This is a genomic window from Rhizobium tropici CIAT 899 (assembly GCF_000330885.1).
Taxonomy (GTDB): Bacteria; Pseudomonadota; Alphaproteobacteria; order Rhizobiales; family Rhizobiaceae; genus Rhizobium; species Rhizobium tropici.
Window position 1 is genome coordinate 343,144 of record NC_020059.1, and the last position, 21,642, is coordinate 364,785.

The following is a 21,642-nucleotide window of genomic DNA, read 5'->3' on the forward strand; positions in this document are numbered from 1 at the left end:
ACGTCTTTCGTAAATTCATTATGAAACCCGCGCTGGCGAAACCGGCGCGGGTTTTGTGTTTTGCAGCATATGCTTTTCCATCGTGTCAGGCTGTCTTGTTGGGCGAGGCTCGAAAATGGGTCGCGCATCGGGCGACAAATACCAAGGACCGTATTCTTGGCGTGTTTTTGTCATTTGCCCGGTTGATTGGCCGCTTCCACATGGGTAGTGATCTGCAGCGCCTCATCGTTGCCACAAGCAGTCTGATGTGGGCGTTCATCCATTATTCCGCGGAATGAGCGGCGTTCCAAGCCCGCCGCCCGCAAGGCAGGATCAGATGACGGAACTCGTAACACTCGAAACCCAACTCATGGCCGAGGTGGCCGCGGCGAACGACGAGCAGGCGATCGAGGCGGTCAGGGTTGCCGCGCTCGGCAAAAAGGGCTCGGTTTCTGAACTGCTGAAGACGCTGGGCTCGATGTCGCCCGAAGAGCGGCAGACACGCGGTGCTGCGATCAACGCGCTGAAGAACGCCGTCACCGACGCGATCAATGAACGCAAGGGCGCGCTGCGCGACGCGGCGATCGAGGCGAAGCTGAAGGCCGAGACCGTCGATGTCAGCCTGCCGGTCCGCTCCTCGCCGGCCGAGCGCGGCCGCATCCATCCGATCAGCCAGATCGTCGACGAAATCACCGCCATCTTCGGCGACATGGGCTTCTCGATCGCTGAAGGCCCCGATGTCGAGACCGATTATTATAACTTCACGGCGCTGAATTTCCCGGAAGGGCACCCGGCTCGCGAAATGCACGATACCTTCTTCTTCCAGCCGGATGAAAAGGGTGAGCGCAAGGTGCTGCGCACGCACACCTCGCCAGTGCAGATCCGCACCATGGAAGCGCAGAAGCCGCCGATCCGCATCATCATCCCCGGCAAGACCTACCGCCAGGACAGCGATGCCACGCATTCGCCGATGTTCCATCAGGTCGAAGGCCTCGTCATCGACAAGACGGCGAACGTCGCCAATATCCGCTGGGTGCTCGAAGAGTTCTGCAAGACCTTCTTCGAGGTCGACAATGTGACGATGCGCTTCCGCCCGTCCTTCTTCCCCTTCACGGAACCGTCCTTCGAGGTCGATATTCAGTGCGACCGCTCCGGCCCGATCGTCAAGTTCGGCGAAGGCACCGATTGGATGGAAATCCTCGGCTGCGGCATGGTGCATCCGAACGTATTGCGTTACGGCGGGCTCGATCCCGACGAATATCAGGGCTTTGCTTGGGGCATGGGCCTCGACCGCATTGCCATGCTGAAATACGGCATGCCCGACCTGCGCGACTTCTTCAATGCCGACGTCCGCTGGATGAACCACTATGGCTTCCGCCCACTCGACATGCCGACTTTGTTCGGCGGTCTGAGCGCGTAAGGAAGGGATAAAGCACATGAAATTCACACTCTCCTGGCTGAAAGAGCACCTGGAAACCGACGCCTCGCTCGACGAGATCTGTGCCCGCCTGACGATGATCGGGCTGGAAGTGGAAGAGGTCGACGACAAGGCCGCGTTCAAGCCTTTCGTCATCGCCAAGGTTCTCTCGGCCGAAAAGCACCCGCAAGCCGATCGCCTGAAGGTACTGATGGTCGATACTGGCAGCGGTGCGCCCGTTCAGGTCGTTTGCGGCGCGCCCAATGCGCGCGCCGGCCTCGTCGGTGCCTTCGCGGCCCCCGGCACCTATGTTCCCGGCATCGACGTGACGCTTGCCATCGGCAACATCCGCGGTGTCGAAAGCCGCGGCATGATGTGCTCGGAAAAGGAACTTGAAATCTCCGACAGCCATGACGGCATCATCGATCTGCCTGATGATGCGCCTGTCGGCACGAGCTTCGCCGCCTATGCCGGGCTCGACGATCCGGTCATCGAGATCAACCTGACGCCGAACCGCCCGGATTGCACCGGCGTTTACGGCATCGCCCGCGATCTCGCCGCCTCCGGCCTCGGCACGCTGAAGCCCCGCCTCACGCCAACGTTTCCTGTCCAAGGTGAAACGCCGACCGAACTCAAGATCGAGCTCGACGATATCAGCCTTTGCCCGGGCTTTGCGCTTCGCCTCGTGCGCGGCGTCAAGAACGGCCCGAGCCCGAAGTGGATGCAGCAGCGCCTGCTCGCGATCGGCCTTCGTCCGATTAGCGCGCTGGTCGATATCACCAACTACATGACCTTCGATCAGGGCCGCCCGATGCACGTCTTCGACGCTGCCAAGGTCAAGGGCAATCTGGTCGTCCGCCGCGCCAGGGACGGCGAAACCGTGCTGGCGCTGGATGAGCGCGAATACAAGCTCAACCCCAGCAATGTCGTCATCGCTGATGACAATGGTGTGGAGTCGATCGGCGGCATCATGGGCGGTGAACATTCCGGCTGCGACGAGAACACGACCGACGTGCTGATTGAATCGGCACTTTGGGACCCGATGAACATTGCCAAGACGGGCCGCAGCCTCGGCATCATTACCGATGCGCGCTATCGTTTCGAACGCGGCGTCGACCCGGAATACATGGTACCCGGCCTCGAGCGCACGACCGAGCTGGTGCTTGCCTGCTGTGGCGGTACGGCTGCCAAGGCCCGCGTCGAAGGCTACAAAGGCTATGAGGCGAAGGTCGTCGATTTCCCGCTGTCGGAAGTCAAGCGCCTCACTGGCCTCGACGTCTCGGCCGATGAGAGCGAGTCGATCCTGACGAAGCTCGGCTTCTCGGTTTCCGGCTCGGGCGAGCGCATTTCCGTCGCCGTTCCTTCCTGGCGTCCGGATGTCGACGGCAAGGCCGATCTTGTCGAAGAGATCATGCGCATCCACGGCGTCGACAACATTAAGCCGCAACCGCTCAGCAGCCATGCCGCCGTCAACGGCAAGATTCTGACGACGCTGCAGATCCGCACTCGTACGGCCAAGCGGGCGCTTGCCTCACGCGGCATGCTGGAAGCGGTCACCTGGTCCTTCATCTCGGAAGATCAGGCCAGGCTCTTCGGCGGCGGCTCCAACGCGCTGAAGCTTGCCAACCCGATCGCCGCAGACATGTCCGACATGCGCCCTTCGCTGCTACCGGGCCTGCTGTCGGCTGCGCAGCGCAATGCCGACAAGGGCTATGGCGACGTCGCGATCTTCGAAGTCTCGGGCACGTATGAGAACGACACGCCAGGGGGCCAGCGACGCGTTGCCGGCGGTATCCGCCGCGGCACGGCATCGCTTGCCGGCGCCGGCCGCATGTGGTCGAACGCCACCAAGGGCGGCGGCAAGCCGGTCGATGTCTTCGACGCCAAGGCTGACGCTCTCGCCGTCATCGAGGCCTGCGGCTTGCCGATGGGCAATATCCAGATCGAGCAGGGTGGCCCGGCCTGGTATCACCCCGGCCGCTCCGGCACCATCAAGATGGGTCCGAAGGTCGTGCTCGGCTATTTCGGTGAATTCCATCCGAAGACGCTGGAAGCGCTCGACGTGTCGGGCGCTCTTGCCGGCTTCGAAGTCTATATAGATGCCATGCCCGAGCCGAAGAAGAAGGCGACCCGCACCAAGCCGGCGCTGGAGCTTTCTCCGTTCCAGGCGGTCAAGCGCGACTTCGCCTTCGTGGTTGACAAGTCGGTGGAAGCCGGCGCTGTCATCCGCGCGGCCACCGGTGCCGACCGCAAGCTGGTCACCGGTGTCAACGTCTTCGACATCTTCGAAGGTGCGTCGCTCGGCGAAGGCAAGAAGTCGATTGCTATCGAAGTGCAGATCCAGCCGGCGGAGCGCACGCTGACGGACGAGGACTTCGAGGCGCTGACGCAGAAGATCGTCGCCAATGTGACGAAGTCGACGGGTGGGGTGCTGAGAGGGTAATCGGCTACTGCCGAGTTCGCGGAGAGCTCGGCACCCCCCTCTGTCACTTCGTGACATCTCCCCCACAAGGGGGGAGATTGGTAACTCGTGGAATCCTCCCGCCTCAATCAAATATCGAACCTGCAGACGCTGAAGCTTTCAGGTTTGAAAGAGCGTGCTGCAAACTCCCAACAATCTCCCCCTTGTGGGGGAGATGTCCCGACAGGGACAGAGGGGGGTATCAGAGGCTCGGCATAGAAGGCATATGCCTTAAGGCAGGCAATCACCGATGCAGATGATACACCTTGTTCACCACACTCCAGCGCCCATCGATTTTCACCAGCGATAGATAATCTGAAAACCGCATCCCGGCGAATTCGTCGACGACCTTGACGCTGGCCGCATCGCCTTCGATGTCGATCAGTTCGATCTCCATCAACGGTATGGTTCCGGGCGGGGCACTGCCTTCCTCGACGATCGCGGCGATGAATTCATCCCGCGTCATCCATTCCACCGCGCCTTGATAATTGCCGATGATAGCTGCCCGCGGATGGAAAGCCTTGCGCAGCGCCGGCTCGTTCGCGAATGCCATGCCATCGACATAGAGATGAACAACCGCACGGATTGCCTGCTCTTCCGACATCTCGTCATTCCTCGTTTGAGTTATGCCTAAGATATCACAGACGCCGGCAGCTGACAAAAATCTGGGCGGTGTGATCGCAATGATTTGACTTATATTATTCGACAAAAACCCGCACGCTTGCCGCACGTCCGGCGGCATCGATGACGGTCAGCGTCGAATAGCCGGCGCCATCGGGTGTCCATTGGTTGGTGCGGCGGCGCGACATGTCGGGCAGCGGCTTGCCGTTGGCGAGCCAGCGGAACGGCGCCCTGCCACCCTGCAGTTTCAGCGCCAGCGGCATGATCTGATCGTTGCCGCTGCTGGCGCCGAGATCGACGCGTGCACCTTCCGGCGGATAGACGATCTGAGGCGCCGGTTCGCGGCCGGAGGCAGCCAGCAGCCCGGCGGCGGTCACGGAAAAACGCCGCTGGCTGACCGGCAGTTCGGTTGGTGCGATGCGCACAGCGCCCATCGGAGCCGCAGGGAAGGGGGTTATGGCAACGCCGGATTTCGCGAAGGCTTCGAACAGGATGGGTGCGGCAGAAACATAGCCCGCTAGCCCCGGTACGGCGCCATTGTCCGGACGGCCGACCCAGACGCCGAGCACATGCGCGCCATCATAGCCGATCGACCAGGCATCGCGATTGCCATAGCTCGTCCCGGTCTTGTAGGCGATGCCGAGCTGCTTGCTGCCGCGCGGTGCAATGATATCGGAGAGAATGTCGGTGATGTTCCACACCGCGATCGGCTCCATCAGCGGCTCGCCGTCGATCGGTCCCGGCTCGTCCTGGATACCATCGCCGATCCGCATGGCCTTGCCGCGATTGGCAAGCCCGGCATAGAGCTGCACAAGATCCTTCAGCGTCACGCCGACGCCACCGAGGCCGATGGCAAGGCCCGGTGCCTCGTTCGGCGGCAACTTCGGCTTCACCTCGGCGCGGCGGAAGCGCACCAGCAGCCGCGTAGGACCTACGGCATCGAGCAACCGCACGGCCGGCACATTGAGAGAGAGTTGCAGCGCCTGGCGCACGCTGACATCGCCCTGATAGCTCATGTCGAAATTGCGGGGGCGGTAGCCGTAAAAATCGGCGGGGCGATCCTCGATGATCGTCTCCTGCGCCACATAGCCCTGCTCGAAGGCAAGGCCGTAGATAAAGGGCTTCAGCGTCGAGCCGGGCGAGCGCAGCACGCGCGTCATATCGACCCAGCCGGTCCGCGAGGAATCGAAATAATTGGCCGAGCCGACTTCGCCGATGATCTCGCCGGTCTTGGCGTCGGCCATGACCATGGCGACCGATACTTTCGGTCCAAGCCGCTTTGCCGCCGTATCGGCAACGGCTTCCAAGCCCTGCTGCACGTCGCGCCGCAGCGTTGTCTTGTGTTTGATGACGCCGGGTTGTTTGCGGAGCGCCAGCTCGGCCAGATGCGCGGCATAGGCCGGCAATTGCCGCCGCTGAGCCGGAATAGGGGAGAGCGAAGCCCGTTCCGCTTCACCTTCGCCGATCACTGTAGCGACGGCGGCGCGCTCGAGCACGCGATGGCGGGCGGCCTGGGCGGCGGCGAGATTGCGGTCCGGCCGCCGTTTTTCCGGCAGTTGCGGCAGGGCAACCAGCAGGCCAGCCTGCGCGACCGTCAGATGCTTCGGCTCCTTGCCGAAATAGGCAAGGCTTGCGGCGCGCACGCCCTCCAGATTGCCGCCATAGGGGGCATGGGTCAGGTAGAGATCGAGGATCTGTTCCTTCGTCAGTCGCCGCTCGATCTGGATGGCGCGGACGACCTGCAGGAGCTTCGCCGTCATTGAGCGCTCGCTGCGCGGCTCGATCAGGCGCGCCACCTGCATGGAGAGCGTCGAGCCGCCCGAGACGATGCGGCCATGCGTTAGGAGTTGCAGAAAGGCGCGGCCGATCGCCATGGGATCGACGCCATGGTGATCGTAGAAACGCCGGTCCTCATAAGCGACCAGCATGCGCAGAAACTGCGGATCGACATCGGCAACGCCTGTCTTCAGCCGCCAGCGACCTTCCGGGGTGGCGAAGGCGCGCAGAAGATCGCCATTGGCGTCGAGCACTTCGGCCGAGACCACACGAGCATTATCCAGTGGCGGCTGATAGGCCCGGTCCGCAGCTTCCAGGCCAAAGACCAGAGCCACCACCGTCAAGGCGGTGGCTCCAAGGCCGATCGCAATTTTCCACCGCGCCTTCATGGCTGCTTCTTACTGCTGGGCGCCCAGCACCTCCATACGGCCCATCGCCGTGCGGGCCGAGAACTGCGGACGATACATGTCCTCGACGCTTGCGGCCGGATGGTCGTAGACGCCGGGGGTCACGGCGCGCACGACATAGGCGAAGGTCATGTCACGGTCTGCGCCGGAGCCCTGGTCGAAGGCGGCGACGAAACGGTCGTTGCGGAACTCGACATGGGCGGGCTGAATGTCGCTCAGCCAGTCGAAGTTCGACAACTGGGCGCTGTTGACGATGCTCGGATTGTCGATCTCGAAGCCTGCCGGCAGGAGATCGGTCACGAGGATGCGCTGCGGCCAGTCGTTATTTTCGGTCACATGCAACACGACGACGTAGCGTTCGTTTTGCTGTGCCTGGCTGACATTCACCTCCTCGCCGTCGAGCGTGTAGTACTTGCGCTCGATCTTGAAGCCGTTGCCGCCGGCCGGCAGCTGCGCGACCGGAGCCGCGACCGTGGTCACGGCAGCCGACAACGGCTGGCGCGTCGTATTGGTGACGGTCAGCGGGTGGCCCATCAGCGCATCGCCGCTCATCTGCGCCATATAGGTGCCGCTATGGGCAGCACCATTGACGTCGAGCGTCAGGCCATCGTCGCCATTCTGCAAAGCGCGGGCGGCGAGCAGCATCCAGGTCTGTTCCTGGGTGCTGGTATATTTCCGGCTCTGCCAATCCTTGGCAACGACGCTTGCGAGTTCCGGAATGATCGGCGGCACCGGGCGGCTTTCGGCGGCCAGCGCCAGCACGGCGGCACCGTCGCGCAGCGACGAACCATAATCCGAGCGAACGAAGCTGACCTTGGTCACCGCCGCCTTCTGCGACATCTGCAGCGAATCCACGAAGATGTTGCGCGAGCGCTGTGCATCCCCATAGAGCGCGAGAGCCGCGGCCAGATGCGCCTTGGAGAGCGGCGTCGGGAAGTCGTTCAGCATCGTGTCCGCATAGTAGCGCAGATCGCTGATCGAAGCCTTCTTGTTGCGCGCCAGCACGTAGAGCGCATAGGCGATCTCGTTGCCGTTATCCTTGACGTTGGTATTGGCGCTCAGCGCATTCTGGAGGTTTTCGAGCCCCTGCACCATCGCCTGATCCGGCACGCTGTATTTCTGCTCGCGGGCACGGGTCAGGAAGTCCATGACATAGGCGTCGAGCCAGAGATCGCCCGAGCCCGGCCCCCAGAGGCCGAAGCTGCCGGTCGAAGACTGGTAGGACAGTTCGCGATAGATCGAGTCCTGCACGCGCTTCTGGATCTCGGCGTCATTGGCCAGGCCGTTCTTGATGGCCATGTCGCTGAAGTAGAGCAACGGCATGGCGCTGCTCGCCGTCTGTTCCGCGCAGCCATAGGGATAGTGGCTGAGGCTCATCAAAAGCGCCGGCACGTCAAAGGCGCTGGAACGGCTGACATTGACGCTGACCGAGGCGCCGGGCAGTACGCTGTCGGCGAGAAGGTCGGCATTGACGGTCAGGCTCTTGCCGGGCGCAAGCGCGATGACGCGCCGTTCGGTGACCGGCAGTTGCGACGGGCGAACCGGGATATCGACCGATTGATCGAGCGACATGCCTGACGCATTCGAGAGCTTGATCGAAACCGTGCCGTCGCCCGGCTGTCCGCCGGTCAGCGGCAGCGTGATGTTGTACTTGCCGCCGGTCTGCAGATTGATCTTCTGCTGGGCGGCACTCGCATCCACCGTCACGGCGCTGTTGCCAGTCACGGCGAGCGTGTACTCGCCAGCGGGCGCATCGGTGTTGGCGACGTCGAGACGCAGGTTGGCCTTGTCCCCAGGCGCCAGGAATTTCGGCAGGCTTGCGGTGACGACGACCGGATCGCGAATGATCACGTCCCGTGTCGCGTGGCCGACGCCGGCTTTCGACCATGCCACGGCCATCAGCCGCGCCGTGCCGTTGAACTGCGGAATGTCGAAGCTGACATTGGCCTTGCCGCTGGCATCGAGCTTGACGGGGCCGGAGAAGAAGGCAACCAGCTTTTCCTTCGGCGGGCTCGCCTGCAGGGCCGCCTGTCCGCCGTCGCCGCCGGTGCGCAGCTTTCCGGTCGCGCCGAGCGAGCCATCGATCAGGCGACCATAGATGTCGCGGATTTCGAGGCCGAGCTGGCGTTGCCCGTAATACCAGTCGTCCGGTGCCGGCGGCTGGTAGCGCGTCAGATTGAGGATGCCGACATCGACGGCGGCGATCGTGACATAGGCGTCCTCATTGGCGCCTGCGCCCGCAACCTGCAGAGCGATGTTGAGCGGCTGACGCGGCAGCGTCTTCTCGGGTGCGTCGATCTTGATCTGCAGCTTGCGCTCGCCGGGGTCGACCGGCGCCCATTTGATGCCGATGGCGCGCATCGGCATGCGGCTTTCCTGGGCGTCGCCGGGGCGGAACAGGGTTGCGGTCAGATAAGTGCCGGCCCCCCAGTCGGCGGTCACGGGAACATCCACTTCGCCGCCCGCGGCGCCGATATCGGCATTGGTGACCGAGATCAGCGTTTCCGAGCCTGCCGTCACCATCAGCTGGCCGGCATAGCGCGAGGTCACTTTCAGCTTGGCCGTATCGCCGACATGGTAGCTCTCCTTGTCGAGCGCGATCTCGAGCGCGTCAGGCGTTTCCGTCGAGGTCGAGGCGACATACCAGCCGGCATTGAACTCGACGCTCGATTCTGGACCGTTGGCGTCGGCGGTGGAGACTTCGAGGCGGTAGCGGCCCCAGGTGACCGGCATGGAAATCGCCGCGCCGTCCGTCGTGGTGTTGACCGTGCCGACCGCCACTTGCTTGGTGGACATGATCGGCTCGAACTTCCAGCTGCTGCCGTCGCGATACCATTGATAATTGCGCTCGACGCTGAGCAGTTTCCAGGTCAGGCCCTGCATAGCCTGCTTCTGGCCATTGGCATCGACAACGATGACATGGAAGTTGCCGACAGAGTTTTCACCGAGATCGCCGTCGAATTCCGGCTTGATGCCGATGCGCGGACCGTCCGCCTTGACGGGCAGCGTCAGCGAACGCTCGACAGCGCGGCCGCCGGCTTCCTGCATGCGAACTGTGATGTTGGCGTTCAGCAGCTGCGTGGTCGAAGGCGTATCGTTGATCGTGACGTTGAAGGTGGTCTTGCCGTTTTCGTCCAGCGCCTGCAGGTCTTCGAGCGGCACCTGCGTGCTCTCGGCCTTGCTGTCGCCGCTGCTGCTGTCTTCGTCGTCATTGTTTGCGTTTGCCTTGCCGGCACCTTCGTCGGCGAGGCCAAACTGATAGCCCTTGAAGGCATCGCTCTGGCGCGTCGGCTTCAGCGTCACTTCGCCTTCGAGGTTGAGGCCGGCGGCAGGCGCACCATAGAGATAACGTCCATCGACATTAACCGGAGTCGGCTGGCCGACTTCGATCTCCTTGGCGTCGCTCTTCATGTCGAATTCGATGCGATCCGGCACGAAATCGTCGACGAGGAAGGTCTGCGAGCCGATCGAGGCGCCCTTCGGGTCGGTATAGATGTTCATCGTCCAAGTGCCGCGCATCGAGGTCTGCTGCAGCGGCAGGTCGACATTGTAGCCGCCGAGCTTGCCGCCGTCGGTGACGATGCGGCGATCCTCGACGCCATCCGGGCGCAGGAAGACGAAGGTGAGCGGCAGGTTTTCAACCGCCGTCGAGCTGACGTCGCGGGCAAGTGCGGAAGCATGCACCGTCTCGCCGGCGCGGTAGATGCCGCGTTCCGTCCAGGTCAAAAGGTCGATCGCGCCGGGCGCTGTTCGGCCGGCAACGCCGCGGTCCGAAAGATCGAAGCCGGCGCGGGTCATGTCGAGGAAGACATAATCCTGATCACCGTTCTGAGCCGTGATCACGGCCGGCGTCATGCCCGCCGTGCCGCGCATCAGGCCGGCGCTGAAGACGGCGCGGCCATTGTCGTCGGTCTTCGCCGTGCCGAGGATTTCGTTGTTCTTGGCGAGCAGCTGTAGCTGGATGCCGCCGAGCGGCTTTGCGCTGCCGAGCGAGCGGGCAAAGACATTCAGCCCGTCGGTGCCGGCATAGGTGGTGACGCCGATGTCGGAAACGACGAACCACTGTGTCGCCTGGGGGTCCCATTCATGGCCGCCGCTCTCGGGCGCAACCGCCGTCAGCACATAGACGCCGGGTTTGCGCTTCGGCAGCGCCTCGTCCACAGGGAAGCTGGTCGCGACTTCCTTGTTGAGTTCCTGCTTGATCTCGATGGAGCCCTGCCAGATCAGTTCGCCATTGGTATCCTGGATGGTCTGGGCGCTGTAGCTGTCCACCTGCGTCAGGAACTGCGAATTGTTCAGAAGCTGCGCAATATTGCGGTCGCCGATGCGATAGAGCTTGAGATTGGCCGTAGTGGCGTTGACCGAAACGATCGGGATGCCGCGGCGCGCGGTCGACGGCAGGACGAAATTGTCGCCCGTGAAGCGCAGCGAAGCCGTGCGATCCTTGACGTAGATATCGACGTTGACCTGCGAGGCGAGGTTTTCATCCACCGAGGAGGGCAGGCCGGCGCGCAGCGAAATGCGGTAGTGCTGGCCGAATTCCAGACCTTCGACACAAATCTGGTTGTCCTTGGCATCGACACCCTTCGGCGCGGCGCCGTTGAGGGTGACGAAGGGGGTATAATCGACGCCGCTCTTTACCAGCTTTTCGGAGAACTGCACGCAGGCGCGCGGCGATGCATTGTCGTTGTCGAGCGTATTGCCGGTCACGCGGAAGCCCTGGCGGGCCAGAAGATCGTTATAGGCTGCCTGGACGGCGGCCGAGCTCACGAGATTGAGACTTGCCTTGTAAGCGCTGAGCGCAGGGCGATAGTTCTGCGCATTCTTCAGCGCCTCGGCGAGAACGGCCAGCGCATCGGCGCGGCTGCTCGTCGTGCGGGTCAGCTGATAGCCGTTGAGTGCGGCATAGGCGGCGCGCGTAGCGATAGACGTGTCGTTCGTGATCGTATTGGCGGCGCGCGCCATCTCGACCCACAGGTCGCCATTGTCGGGGCTGAGCGAGAGCGCACCCTGGAAGGCGTTCAGGGCATCGTTGACATTGCCCGAAGTCAGCTCGATACGGCCGAGCGCAATCAGGCTTTCGACGCCCTGGCCCTTCAGTTCGCTGCCGAGCGTCAGCGTGTTCTTTGCATCGCGGGCGCTCTGGACGAAATTGTCGGACAGGAAGGAAAGGGCAGGGGCCGCGCCGATATCCGGCTCGCTGGTGGCCGCCGTCTCGACGATCTTGCCGGCGATCGCGCCGGGGAAGCTGTTGAGCTGGTTGAAGTCCGACTTCATGAAGCACCACTTCACCTTGGGATTGTAGGTGAAGGCCTTGCAGGACTTGTCGCCGATGCAGGACGCGGAGCACTGATCCAGCGTCACATTCTGCTCCGTGCGCAGATCGAAGCCGAAGTAATCGCCATCCTTCGTGGTCACCACCTGGCGCTTGATGTCAGCCGCCAGTGAAGGGGTCAGAGATGCGAAAGTGGCGAGAAGAAAAGCAGAGAAGCCGATAAACGCGCGCCTAGACATAAGTCCTCCCCACGCTGCCCGTTTTTGATGGCGGCAATCTTCAAATTTCGGACCCGTTTGTCAACCGAGCGTCGAGCCGTTGTGTACGCTTCACGTTTATGACGCTTCGCCTAGACGCTTGAAAGAGGCTGTAATTCAGGCGATTCGCATGTTCGGCCAAGCATCGGCCAGGTTTCATTTTTCTTTTCAGTCTCAAAATGACACCGGCCTTGATGGCCGATGTCTCTGTCTGGGCTGCAGAGGAAGCCCGTTTGTCATATATTCGTCAGGGCCAATGCGGCATCCGTATACCGCTTTCCGACGACGATCTCGGGCTTGATGATATCGCCGAGTTCCTTCACCTCTTGTGCCGAAAGGACGATATCGGCAGCTGCAGCGTTCTGCTCGAGATGGTGCAGCTTGCGCGCGCCGGGGATCGGCACGATGTCGTCGCCCTGATGCAGCACCCATGCGAGCGCCAGTTGTGCCGCGGTGACGTCCTTTTCTTCGGCCAGTGCCTGAAGTTTTGCGACCAGGGCCGCGTTGGCATCGAAATTCTCGCTCTGGAAGCGCGGCAGCGAACGGCGGAAATCGTCGGTTGCGAGATCCTCCGTCTTGTGGATCGCGCCCGTCAGGAAGCCGCGGCCGAGCGGGCTGTAGGGCACGAAGCCGATGCCGAGTTCGCGGCAGGTGGCGAGCACATCCTCTTCCGGATCGCGGCTCCAGAGCGAATACTCGCTCTGCACGGCGGCGATCGGATGTACGGCATGGGCGCGGCGGATGGTGGCGGAGCCCGCTTCGGACAGGCCGAGCGCGCGCACCTTGCCTTCTCTTACCAGTTCAGCCATGGCGCCGACCGTGTCTTCGATCGGCACATTCGGATCGACGCGATGCTGGTAGAAAAGGTCGATGACGTCCGTGCCGAGGCGCTTCAGCGAGGCTTCGGCGACTTCCTTGACATGTTCGGGCCGGCTGTCGACGCCGATCATGGCGGCGAGGCCCGCTTTCGTGTGATCGAGCTTGAAACCGAATTTGGTGGCGATGACCACACGGTCGCGAACCGGCTTCAGAGCGCGGCCGAGCAGCTCTTCGTTGGTGAAGGGGCCATACATTTCGGCGGTATCGAAAAAGGTGACGCCGAGATCGACGGCGCGATGCAGCGTTTTGACGGATTCGTCGTCGTCCGTCGGGCCATAGGCGAAGCTCATGCCCATGCAGCCGAGTCCGACGGCGGAAACGGTGAGATCCTTACCAAGCCTGCGGGTTTTCATGATCTATTCCTTTTGAACTTATGGAAGCGGTGGCGGTCATTTCCGCTGCCGACATGCTCAAGTTAGGATTCCGGACAATGAATGAAAATCCATGCAAAACCTTACAGGTTGTTCTATAATTTAGATCAATGAACAGAACACAACTCTCTCAGCTTGCGGTTTTTGCCGCCGTCGCCGCCCATCGCAGCTTTCGTGCTGCCGGCAAGGAACTGTCGATCGCGCCATCGGCAGTTAGCCATGCCGTCTCCAGCCTTGAAGAAAGCCTCGGCGTGCGGTTGCTTGCCCGCACCACGCGCAGCGTGCTTCCGACCGAGGAGGGGCAGGCGCTATTGCAACGGCTGGGGCCGGCCCTGGAGGAAATCGATATTGCGCTGGAGGATACGCTGGCGACCCGTGGCCGCCCGGCGGGGACGCTGCGCATCACCGCGCCGCGCTTTGCTTCCGATCTTCTCATGGCGCCGCGGCTTGGCGATTTCCTCAATACCTATCCGGATATCACGCTGGAGATCGCCAACGAGGATGGTTTCAGCGATATCGTCAAGGAGGGCTACGATGCCGGTATCCGGCTAGCGGAGAGCATCGAAGGCGATATGATCGCGGTAAAGGTCTCGCCCGATATCCGCACCGTCATTGCCGGGTCGCCGGCCTATTTTGAGAAAAATCCGAAGCCTCTGCATCCCCGCGACCTCGTTCATCACCGCTGCATCAAGCGGCGATTTACCGATGGCTCGATCTATCGCTGGGAGTTCGAGAAGGATGGCCGCGAGCTGGTCGTTGCCGTCGATGGACCGCTGATCGTCATCGAGGATCGACTGGCGGTGTTGGCGGCTGTCAATGGCGCCGGCCTCGCCTATCTTTTCGATATCCGCGTGCAGCAGGAACTGGCCGAAGGCAAGCTCATCCGCGTGCTCGAGGATTGGTGCCCGCCCTATCCCGGCTTCTGCATCTACTATCCGAGCCGTCGCCAGATGCGCCCGGCACTCAGGGCCTTTATCGATTTCTTCAAATACACCGGACCGTAGAGCGCCCGGAATTGCGTCGGAAGAAGCTATGCACCACTGCTGACAGAAATCGGGTGGCGGCGGTATCATAACTCGTCTCGACTAGCTGATAGTGTTAGAAAGGGATTGCCGCGATGAGAAAACCGGGATCGATGAAGGGGCTCGAGGATCTCGGCCGCGTCAGGTTGTCGAAGAACTTCTTCTTTCGTGATTTCCTGCATTCAGAAATCGCGGATTTCTATCGCATCCCCAATATTCCGGAGGATCCCGATCTCGCGATCGAGGCCGGACGCCGGCTTTGCGAGGAACTGCTGGAGCCGCTGGAGGCAACATTTGGCCGGCTACATATTCGCTCCGGCTATCGTTCGCCCGAGGTCAATGCCTTCGGCAACAAGAACGGGTTGAACTGCTCGACCAATCCGCACACCGCAGCGCACCACATCTGGGATATGCGCGATCTCGACGGCTGCATGGGCTCGGCCGTCTGTATCGTCATACCCTGGCTGATCGATCATCATAGGCACGAGGGCGATTGGCAGAAGCTCGCCTGGTGGATCCACGATCATCTGCCCTATGCCTCGCTTTGCTTTTTCCCGAAACTATGGGCCTTCAACATCCAGTGGCACGAGCGGCCGAAGCGGACCATCCAGAGCTTTGTCAGCCCGCGCGGCATGCTGACCAAGCCGGGCATGGCGAACTGGGACGGTGATCATTCCGCCCATTATGAGGGCTTTCCCAAACTTAAAAGCTGATGCGATAGCGAATATGCCCGTCGCTCTCGACATAGGTGTCGTAGAGCTTGCGGGCAGTCGCATTGCCTTCCTCGGTGTGCCAGTAAAGCCGGGCCCAGCCGTTCTTCTTGCAGAGAGCGACGAGATCGTCCAAGAGCGCCCGGCCGACGCCGTGGCCTCTGGCGCTTTCATCGACGAACAGGTCCTCCAGATAGCAATCGGGTGCGCGCACCCATGTGCCCTCATGCGTGAGGCTGAGGGTAAAGCCCTTCACTTCGCCGTCCACTTCGGCCACGCGCATGAAGATCGCCGACGCCGGATCGAAGACCCGGCGCCACGTTGCATCGGTGATGTCGGGCGCGACGGTGACGCCGTAGAAGGCCAGATAGCAGTCCCATAGCGCGCGCCAGCGCGCTTCGTCGTCGGGTCTGGCGTCTCGGATCGTCACGGTCATCGGTCTGCCTCTTTTATTCGCCGGCTGCGTCGAGCAGGCGCATGGCGTCGTCGGAAAGCGAAAGCTTTGCCGAATTGATGAGCGCGTCGAGCTGGCTGAGGCTGGTGGCGCTGGCGATCGGAGCCGTGACGCCGCGCTTGCGCAAGAGCCAGGCAAGCGCGATCTCGGCGGGCTTGGCGCCGGTTTCGGCGGCGACCTTGTCGAGCGCTGCAAGGATGCGCAGGCCCTTGTCGTCGAAATAGGCGGCAACGCGGTTCTCGCGCGCCCGTCCCTCGGTATCGGCCTTGGTGCGGTACTTGCCAGTCAGGAAGCCGGCGGCGAGGCTGAAATAGGTGATGACGCCGATCTCTTCCTTAACGCAGAGATCCGCAAGCGGCCCTTCGAAGCTGTCGCGGGCATAGAGATTATATTCGGGCTGCAGCACGTCGTATCGCGGCAGGCCAGCCTTGGCGGCAGCATCCAGCGACGCCTGCAGCTGCGTCGCATCGAGGTTCGAGCAGCCGACATGGCGGATCTTGCCCTGTTCCTTCAGCTTGGCATAGGCGGCGAGCGATTCCTCATGCGGCGTCTCTGCATCCGGCCAGTGCGACAGATAAAGGTCGATGTGATCGGTCTGCAGCCGCTTCAGCGAGGCTTCCGCTGCCTCGATGATATAACCGGCCTTGAGGCCCTTCTTACCCGGCCCCATCTCCGATCCGACCTTGGTGATGATGATGGTCTTGTCGCGCGAAACGCGGCCCTGCTTCAGCCACTTGCCAATGATCTCCTCGGAATCGCCACCCTTGTTGCCCGGAACCCAGCGGGAATAGACATCGGCGGTATCGATCGTGTTGAAGCCGGCATCGAAGAAGGCGTCGAGCAGTGCATAGGAGGTTTTCTCATCGGCCGTCCAGCCGAAGACATTGCCGCCGAAAACGATGGGGGCGACAAACAGATCGGTTCGTCCAAGCTTGCGCATGTCCATGATATCACTCCAAATCACTTGAGGGGCAGCCCGGCGAGCAGGCGCCGGGGCGAAGGGACAGCGCAGGCTAACGACCTTTGCCGACAAAGACCACTAACGATTTCTTTATTCACCGGCGAAAGACGCTTAGCCGAACAGCGTTGCGCCCGTTGCGACCGCCGCTTAAGGTCAGCGCCGCTGCGGCGGCGTCGAGTCGCCAGCTCTGATTTTCGATTTTACCGGTTCCTGTGGCGCGGCCTGCGTCTGGAATGCGATGCTTAAGGAGAGAGATCATGCTGCGTTTCGGAATTCTGTCGACGGCCAAGATCGGTCGCGATCTGGTGGTGCCGGCCATCCAGGATGCGGAAAACTGCGTCGTGACTGCCATTGCCAGCCGCGATCTCGCCCGCGCCCGGCAGATGGCCGATCGCTTTTCCGTGCCGCATGCTTTCGGCTCCTATGAAGAGATGCTCGCCTCCGACGCGATTGACGCCGTCTATATCCCGCTGCCGACCTCTCAGCATGTCGAATGGACGATCAAAGCTGCCGATGCCGGCAAGCATGTGCTGTGCGAAAAGCCGATCGCGCTCAAGGCAGATGAGATCGACAGCCTGATCGCCGCGCGCGACCGCAACAAGGTGCTGGTAACGGAAGCCTATATGGTCACCTATGCGCCGGTCTGGCGCAAGGTTCGCTCGCTGCTGGCGGACGGCGCCATCGGCCGCCTGCGCCACATCCAGGGCGCCTTCACCTATTTCAACCGCGATGCCGGCAACATGCGCAACATTCCCGCACTTGGCGGCGGCGGTCTGCCCGACATCGGCGTCTATCCCACGATCAGCACCCGTTTCGTCACCGGCCGCGAACCGCTGCGTATTCAGGCGGTGACCGAGCGTGACCCGGAATTCGGCACCGACATCTACTCCAGCGTCAAGGCAGACTTCGGCGACTTCGAACTGACCTTCTATATCTCGACGCAGATGGCCAACCGTCAGGTCATGGTCTTCCACGGCACGGAAGGTTTCATCGAGGTGAAGTCGCCCTTCAATGCCGATCGCTATGGAGCGGAAGAGCTGGAGCTGACCAATCGCGGCCATTCGGAATCGCAGATCTTCCGTTTCCCCGACAGCCGCCAATACAGGCGCGAGGCTGAAGCTTTCGCCTCTGCTGCGCTCGGTCAAGGCGCGGAAGTCGTGTCTCTGGAAAGCTCGAAGCTCAACCAGAAGGTCATCGACGCCATCTATCGCGCCAGCGAGAAGGATGGCTGGGAGCCGGTCTGAGCGGCCTTTTAGGGGTTCTGCCGGTGGCGGAAGACGAAGCGCGAATAGCCGAAGAAGCTAAACGCCGTTGCCGCCGCCGATGCCAGCGTCAGCGCGATGATCGGCCGCAATGACGGCTCGGTCATCAGCAGCGAGCTGAAGAGGGTGTAGTTCAGCAGAGCCGAGGTCAGCCCGACCGAGCCGTAGCGGAAGCCCTCCGCTGCCAGCGAGCGGTCGGATCGGCCGAAGGTGAAGTTACGGTTGAGTACCCAGGTGGCAAGCAGCGCGCTCGGGATCGATATGGCGCGGCCGACGAAGGGGCCGAAGGGCGTGAACCAGAGCAACAGATGCAGCACGCCCGCATCGACCACAAAGCCGACGCCGCCGGCGATCAGGAAGCGAAAGAGCTTCTTCATGCAGCCTTGGCCCTTTTCCTCCGGCTTGCCGGCTTGTCGATCTCGGCCATGTAAACCGTCCTGTCATCGCCGCTTTCGCGCGAGGAGGGCTTGGGCAGGTTCATGTAGTGGATGCGCAACTGTTCGGCGCGGGCGCGCGCCACGGAATCGAGGATGATACCGGCTGTGAACAGCATGAAGGCGATCATTGTCAGCGCCAGGGAAAGCATCCAACTCGGCATGCGCAAGACCTGTCCGGTTTCGAAATACTCGATGAAGACCGGGATGGAGAAACCGATGCTGAGCTCCATGGCAACGGCGCTCAGGATTCCGAAGAAGGCGAAAGGCCGCGTTTCCTTCATTAGCATGGCGAACATCCAGAGGATCTTGCCGCCGTCGCGGAAGGTGGAAAGTTTCGAATGCGAGCCTTCCGGCCGCCGACCGTAATCGAGTTCCAGCTCGCTGACGGGCAGCTTCAGCCTGGAGGCATGAACCGACATTTCCGTCTCGATCTCGAAACCGCCCGACACGGCAGGAAAGCTCTTGACGAAGCGGCGCGAAAAGGCGCGGTAGCCGGAAAATATATCGGTGAAATCGGCGCCGAAGATGCTGCGATAGAGCCAGTTGAAAACACGGTTGCCGAAGGCGTGGCCCTGCCGGCCAGCGTCGTTGCGAACGTTGCGTCGGGTGCCGACCACCATGTCGGATCCCTCAGTCAGCAACGTGCGGATCAGCTCTTCGCCGTCTTCAGGCGCATAGGTGCCGTCGCCATCGGCCATCAGGTAGATGTCGGCTTCGATGTCGGCGAACATGCGGCGCACCACATGTCCCTTGCCTTGCCGACGCTCGCGCACGACGGTCGCGCCGGCAAGCATCGCATGCAACGCGGTGCCGTCGGTCGAATTATTGTCGTAGACATAGATCGCGGCCTGCGGCAGCGCCTTGCGGAAACCGCGCACGACCTCGCCGATCGTTGCGGCTTCGTTGTAGCAGGGCAGGAGGACGGCGATATTCAGCTTCTCATTCGACATGGTCTTGGCCGGTTGCTGCGTGTGAAGTCAAGTCGAGGCCCGATTGACGATCCGGACGAGAGCTTATCCCGCTGGCTGTTAATAAGACCCTATGGCTGCCTAATAAAAAGGGCAGGATACCGGCGCTGCGAAAAACATTATCGTGATAAAAGCGGCTGTAGGCAGCGGCTTTACTTTTTTTTGATCGGCAACCGTTAGCGTATCGCCCCGACTATCCTTCCAACATGGGGTCCATCGAGATGGCGCAAACGCTGGCAATGCCGCCCGAGGCAGCCGGAACGGCAGAAAAGAAGGCGCCTCTGCGTTGGTCTCATCCTGCTCTCGCTGCTCTGGTCTATGCCGCCATCGTCATCGTCGCGCAGCTCATCATTCATCGCAATCTCGCGGACTATGTCGGGCCGGATAATGACGACGCCATGCGTCTTGTCGAAGTGCGCGATTTTCTCGCAGGCCAGGGCTGGTTCGACATGATGCAGTACCGTCTCGGCCTTGCGGGCGGGACGCTGATGCACTGGTCGCGCTTCATCGATCTGCCGATTGCAAGCCTCATCCTCTTCTTCCGGATGTTCCTTTCACCTGAGGGCGCCGAGGCGGCCGCGCTGACGGTTTGGCCTCTCATGCTCGTCCTACCACTGATGTTCTTCATGGGTCTCGCTGGCAGGCGCATCGCCGGCGTGGAAGGCATGCACTTCTCGCTCATCCTGACGGCGCTGTTCGTCCTGCTCTCGCCGCGCTTCGTGCCGGGCTCCATCGATCACGACAATGTTCAGCTCGGCCTCGTTGCGCTTACTGTCGCAATGCTCGTCGATGAGAATTATCGCCCTCGCAATTTCGCCATTGCTGCCATCGCCCTTGCCGTCCAGCTCGGTATCGGTGCGGAGACGACGCCCTTTGTCGCCATCGCGTGCATGTCGGTTGCCTGTTTGTGGGCCTGGAAAGGCGAGATATTCGCACCGGCTGCAAAGGCTTTTGCCCTGACCCTGACGATCGCCGTCAGCGCCGCCTTCTTCTCGCTGGTGCCGCCGCGTCTTTATTCGATGATCACATGCGACAATCTCTCGCTCGGCTTTTACGGCATCACCAGCGCAGGCTGCGTCGGGCTTCTCCTGTCGTCCATTTTTGCCAGCCGTCTCTCCCGGCCCTGGCGCATTGCCATTCTCGCGGTCAACGGCGCATTCGTGTTTGCGATAACCGTCGCACTGGCGCCGCAATGCCTGCGCAATCCGCTTTCCGATCTGGACCCCATGCTGGTGGATTTCTGGCTCAGCAGGGTGACCGAGGCGCAATCGATTATCTCCGTGGCCCACCGGCAGCCGGATACGCTCGGCGTCTTCTATGCAACCGGTCTTCTGGCGATACTCGTCTGCGCCTTTCGTATCCTGCGAGGCACCCGGCCGAGCCTCCATGCAATGCTGATGGCGCTGATCGCGATCAATTGGGTGATTACGCTGGTGCAGGTACGCGGCACAGAATTCGCCAATCTCCTGGCCATACCGCCGCTGGCATTGATGATCGCCGAATTGCGAAAAAACTACATGGCCGACCCCAAAAGTCTGCGTGCGAGCCTGCTCTATGCGGGGACGTTGTTGGCCTCTGTCCCAGCCGTTTGGGCCGTGGGCGGCGCGCTTGCAAGCAAGGGAGTCGCCAATGGTTTTATGGTCGCGGCGCCGGTCAAGGCTGACGAGACTGCCAACTGTACCTCCCAGCAGGCCCTGCGACCGATCGCGGGTCTTGAGCCGGGGGTGGTCGCGGCGGCCTCCAACCTGGGAGCGCCGCTTCTACGCTTCACCCCCCATCGCACCCTCTCCGGTCCCTATCACCGCGATCCTGATGGAATGATGGCCGAGCTGCTTATTGGCCTTGCGGAGCCGCAACAGGCAGAATCCCTTCTGCATGAGGCAAAGGTGACGATTGTCGCCTTCTGCCAGGGAGATCCGCAGGTGGAGTTAGTGAGTGAGCGGGCGCCAAAGGGGCTTTATGCGCAGCTGAGCGCCGGGCATATCCCGGCCTATCTGGAGCCGATTGCGGCGCCGGCAGAATCGGATGTGCAGTTCTTCCGCGTCACGCCGCAGGATTGAGTTGGAGCTGTTCGGCTCTGCGCGGAATCTCCAAACCACGCCATTACGAGCGGGAAGCCGCTGAATACTCTTTGATATTGTGTCTAAGCCCGACGCTGCTCCAGCATATCGGCCGTGATGAGATAGCCGATAAAGCCGAGATTGTAGCCGCCGAGCGCGATGAACAGCGTCGTCAGCGGCGGCGGAACGATCGATATCGCGACGGCCGCCATGAAGGCGATGCTCACCAATGCCACACCGAGCAAGGCACCGATCGTCGAGCGCTGCAGGCCGGCGGCAATTCCGATGATCGTGGCGGTCACGAATATCATCGCTCCATATCCTC

Annotated in this window: 16 protein-coding genes; 7 read left to right on the forward strand and 9 right to left on the reverse strand. The window is 61.9% G+C overall.

What is annotated here, in order from left to right; genetic code table 11:
- Window positions 1-20: 20 nt before the first annotated feature.
- From RTCIAT899_RS33660 to pheT, 3 genes are read left to right on the forward strand one after another with little or no spacing between them, the layout of a single operon-like run.
- Window positions 21-278 carry a hypothetical protein gene (locus tag RTCIAT899_RS33660; protein WP_135488139.1) on the forward strand — a complete coding sequence of 86 codons (258 nt, stop codon included), beginning with the start codon at window positions 21-23 and terminating at the stop codon, window positions 276-278.
- Window positions 279-316: 38 nt separating this feature from the next.
- Window positions 317-1,399 (forward strand): phenylalanine--tRNA ligase subunit alpha, encoded by a 1,083-nt coding sequence (gene pheS, locus RTCIAT899_RS01665; protein ID WP_015338484.1) that lies wholly within the window; start codon window positions 317-319, stop codon window positions 1,397-1,399.
- Window positions 1,400-1,415: 16 nt separating this feature from the next.
- Window positions 1,416-3,839 (forward strand): phenylalanine--tRNA ligase subunit beta, encoded by a 2,424-nt coding sequence (gene pheT, locus RTCIAT899_RS01670; protein WP_015338485.1) that lies wholly within the window; start codon window positions 1,416-1,418, stop codon window positions 3,837-3,839.
- Between the two features lie 262 nt (window positions 3,840-4,101).
- Here the strand turns inward: pheT and RTCIAT899_RS01675 are convergent, their stop codons facing one another.
- The 4 genes from RTCIAT899_RS01675 to RTCIAT899_RS01690 form a co-directional block, all read right to left on the reverse strand.
- Window positions 4,102-4,461, reverse strand: a complete 360-nt coding sequence (locus tag RTCIAT899_RS01675) for a nuclear transport factor 2 family protein (protein ID WP_015338486.1) — start codon at window positions 4,459-4,461, stop codon at window positions 4,102-4,104.
- A 94-nt stretch (window positions 4,462-4,555) separates the two neighbouring features.
- Window positions 4,556-6,643: a penicillin-binding protein 1C gene (gene pbpC, locus RTCIAT899_RS01680; protein WP_015338487.1), complete on the reverse strand. Its 2,088-nt coding sequence runs from the start codon at window positions 6,641-6,643 to the stop codon at window positions 4,556-4,558.
- Window positions 6,644-6,652: 9 nt separating this feature from the next.
- On the reverse strand, window positions 6,653-12,175 hold the full coding sequence (locus tag RTCIAT899_RS01685; protein ID WP_015338488.1) for an alpha-2-macroglobulin family protein: 5,523 nt from the start codon (window positions 12,173-12,175) through the stop codon (window positions 6,653-6,655).
- A 254-nt stretch (window positions 12,176-12,429) separates the two neighbouring features.
- The gene (locus RTCIAT899_RS01690) at window positions 12,430-13,425 is read right to left on the reverse strand and encodes an aldo/keto reductase (protein WP_015338489.1); all 996 of its coding nucleotides are present in this window, start codon (window positions 13,423-13,425) and stop codon (window positions 12,430-12,432) included.
- A 128-nt stretch (window positions 13,426-13,553) separates the two neighbouring features.
- Here RTCIAT899_RS01690 and RTCIAT899_RS01695 point away from each other — a divergent pair, with 128 nt between their 5' ends.
- Window positions 13,554-14,447: a LysR family transcriptional regulator gene (locus RTCIAT899_RS01695; protein WP_015338490.1), complete on the forward strand. Its 894-nt coding sequence runs from the start codon at window positions 13,554-13,556 to the stop codon at window positions 14,445-14,447.
- Between the two features lie 113 nt (window positions 14,448-14,560).
- On the forward strand, window positions 14,561-15,178 hold the full coding sequence (locus RTCIAT899_RS01700; protein ID WP_015338491.1) for a hypothetical protein: 618 nt from the start codon (window positions 14,561-14,563) through the stop codon (window positions 15,176-15,178).
- Here the strand turns inward: RTCIAT899_RS01700 and RTCIAT899_RS01705 are convergent.
- On the reverse strand, window positions 15,168-15,611 hold the full coding sequence (locus RTCIAT899_RS01705) for a GNAT family N-acetyltransferase (RefSeq protein ID WP_015338492.1): 444 nt from the start codon (window positions 15,609-15,611) through the stop codon (window positions 15,168-15,170). The two genes, RTCIAT899_RS01700 and RTCIAT899_RS01705, sit on opposite strands and share 11 nt — an antisense overlap.
- 13 nt (window positions 15,612-15,624) lie before the next feature.
- A complete protein-coding gene (locus RTCIAT899_RS01710; RefSeq protein WP_015338493.1) occupies window positions 15,625-16,575 on the reverse strand; it encodes an aldo/keto reductase in 951 nt (316 codons plus the stop codon).
- 272 nt (window positions 16,576-16,847) lie between these two features.
- Between RTCIAT899_RS01710 and RTCIAT899_RS01715 the strand changes: the two genes are divergently transcribed.
- Entirely contained in the window at window positions 16,848-17,834 is a 987-nt protein-coding gene (locus RTCIAT899_RS01715) for a Gfo/Idh/MocA family protein (protein ID WP_015338494.1), read from the forward strand.
- An 8-nt stretch (window positions 17,835-17,842) separates the two neighbouring features.
- Here the strand turns inward: RTCIAT899_RS01715 and RTCIAT899_RS01720 are convergent, their stop codons facing one another.
- Together RTCIAT899_RS01720 and RTCIAT899_RS01725 are read right to left on the reverse strand one after the other, a co-directional pair.
- Complete coding sequence (locus RTCIAT899_RS01720; RefSeq protein WP_015338495.1) at window positions 17,843-18,229, reverse strand: GtrA family protein; 387 nt, start codon at window positions 18,227-18,229, stop codon at window positions 17,843-17,845.
- Window positions 18,226-19,239, reverse strand: coding sequence for a glycosyltransferase (locus tag RTCIAT899_RS01725; RefSeq protein WP_015338496.1), 1,014 nt, complete (start codon window positions 19,237-19,239; stop codon window positions 18,226-18,228). Before RTCIAT899_RS01725 ends, RTCIAT899_RS01720 begins: the two co-directional genes overlap by 4 nt.
- Window positions 19,240-19,478: 239 nt before the next feature.
- On the opposite strand from RTCIAT899_RS01725, the gene RTCIAT899_RS01730 reads away from it, so the two are divergent.
- Window positions 19,479-21,317 (forward strand): hypothetical protein, encoded by a 1,839-nt coding sequence (locus RTCIAT899_RS01730; protein ID WP_041677777.1) that lies wholly within the window; start codon window positions 19,479-19,481, stop codon window positions 21,315-21,317.
- Window positions 21,318-21,400: 83 nt separating this feature from the next.
- Here the strand turns inward: RTCIAT899_RS01730 and RTCIAT899_RS01735 are convergent, their stop codons facing one another.
- A complete protein-coding gene (locus RTCIAT899_RS01735; protein ID WP_015338498.1) occupies window positions 21,401-21,628 on the reverse strand; it encodes a hypothetical protein in 228 nt (75 codons plus the stop codon).
- Window positions 21,629-21,642: the final 14 nt, after the last annotated feature.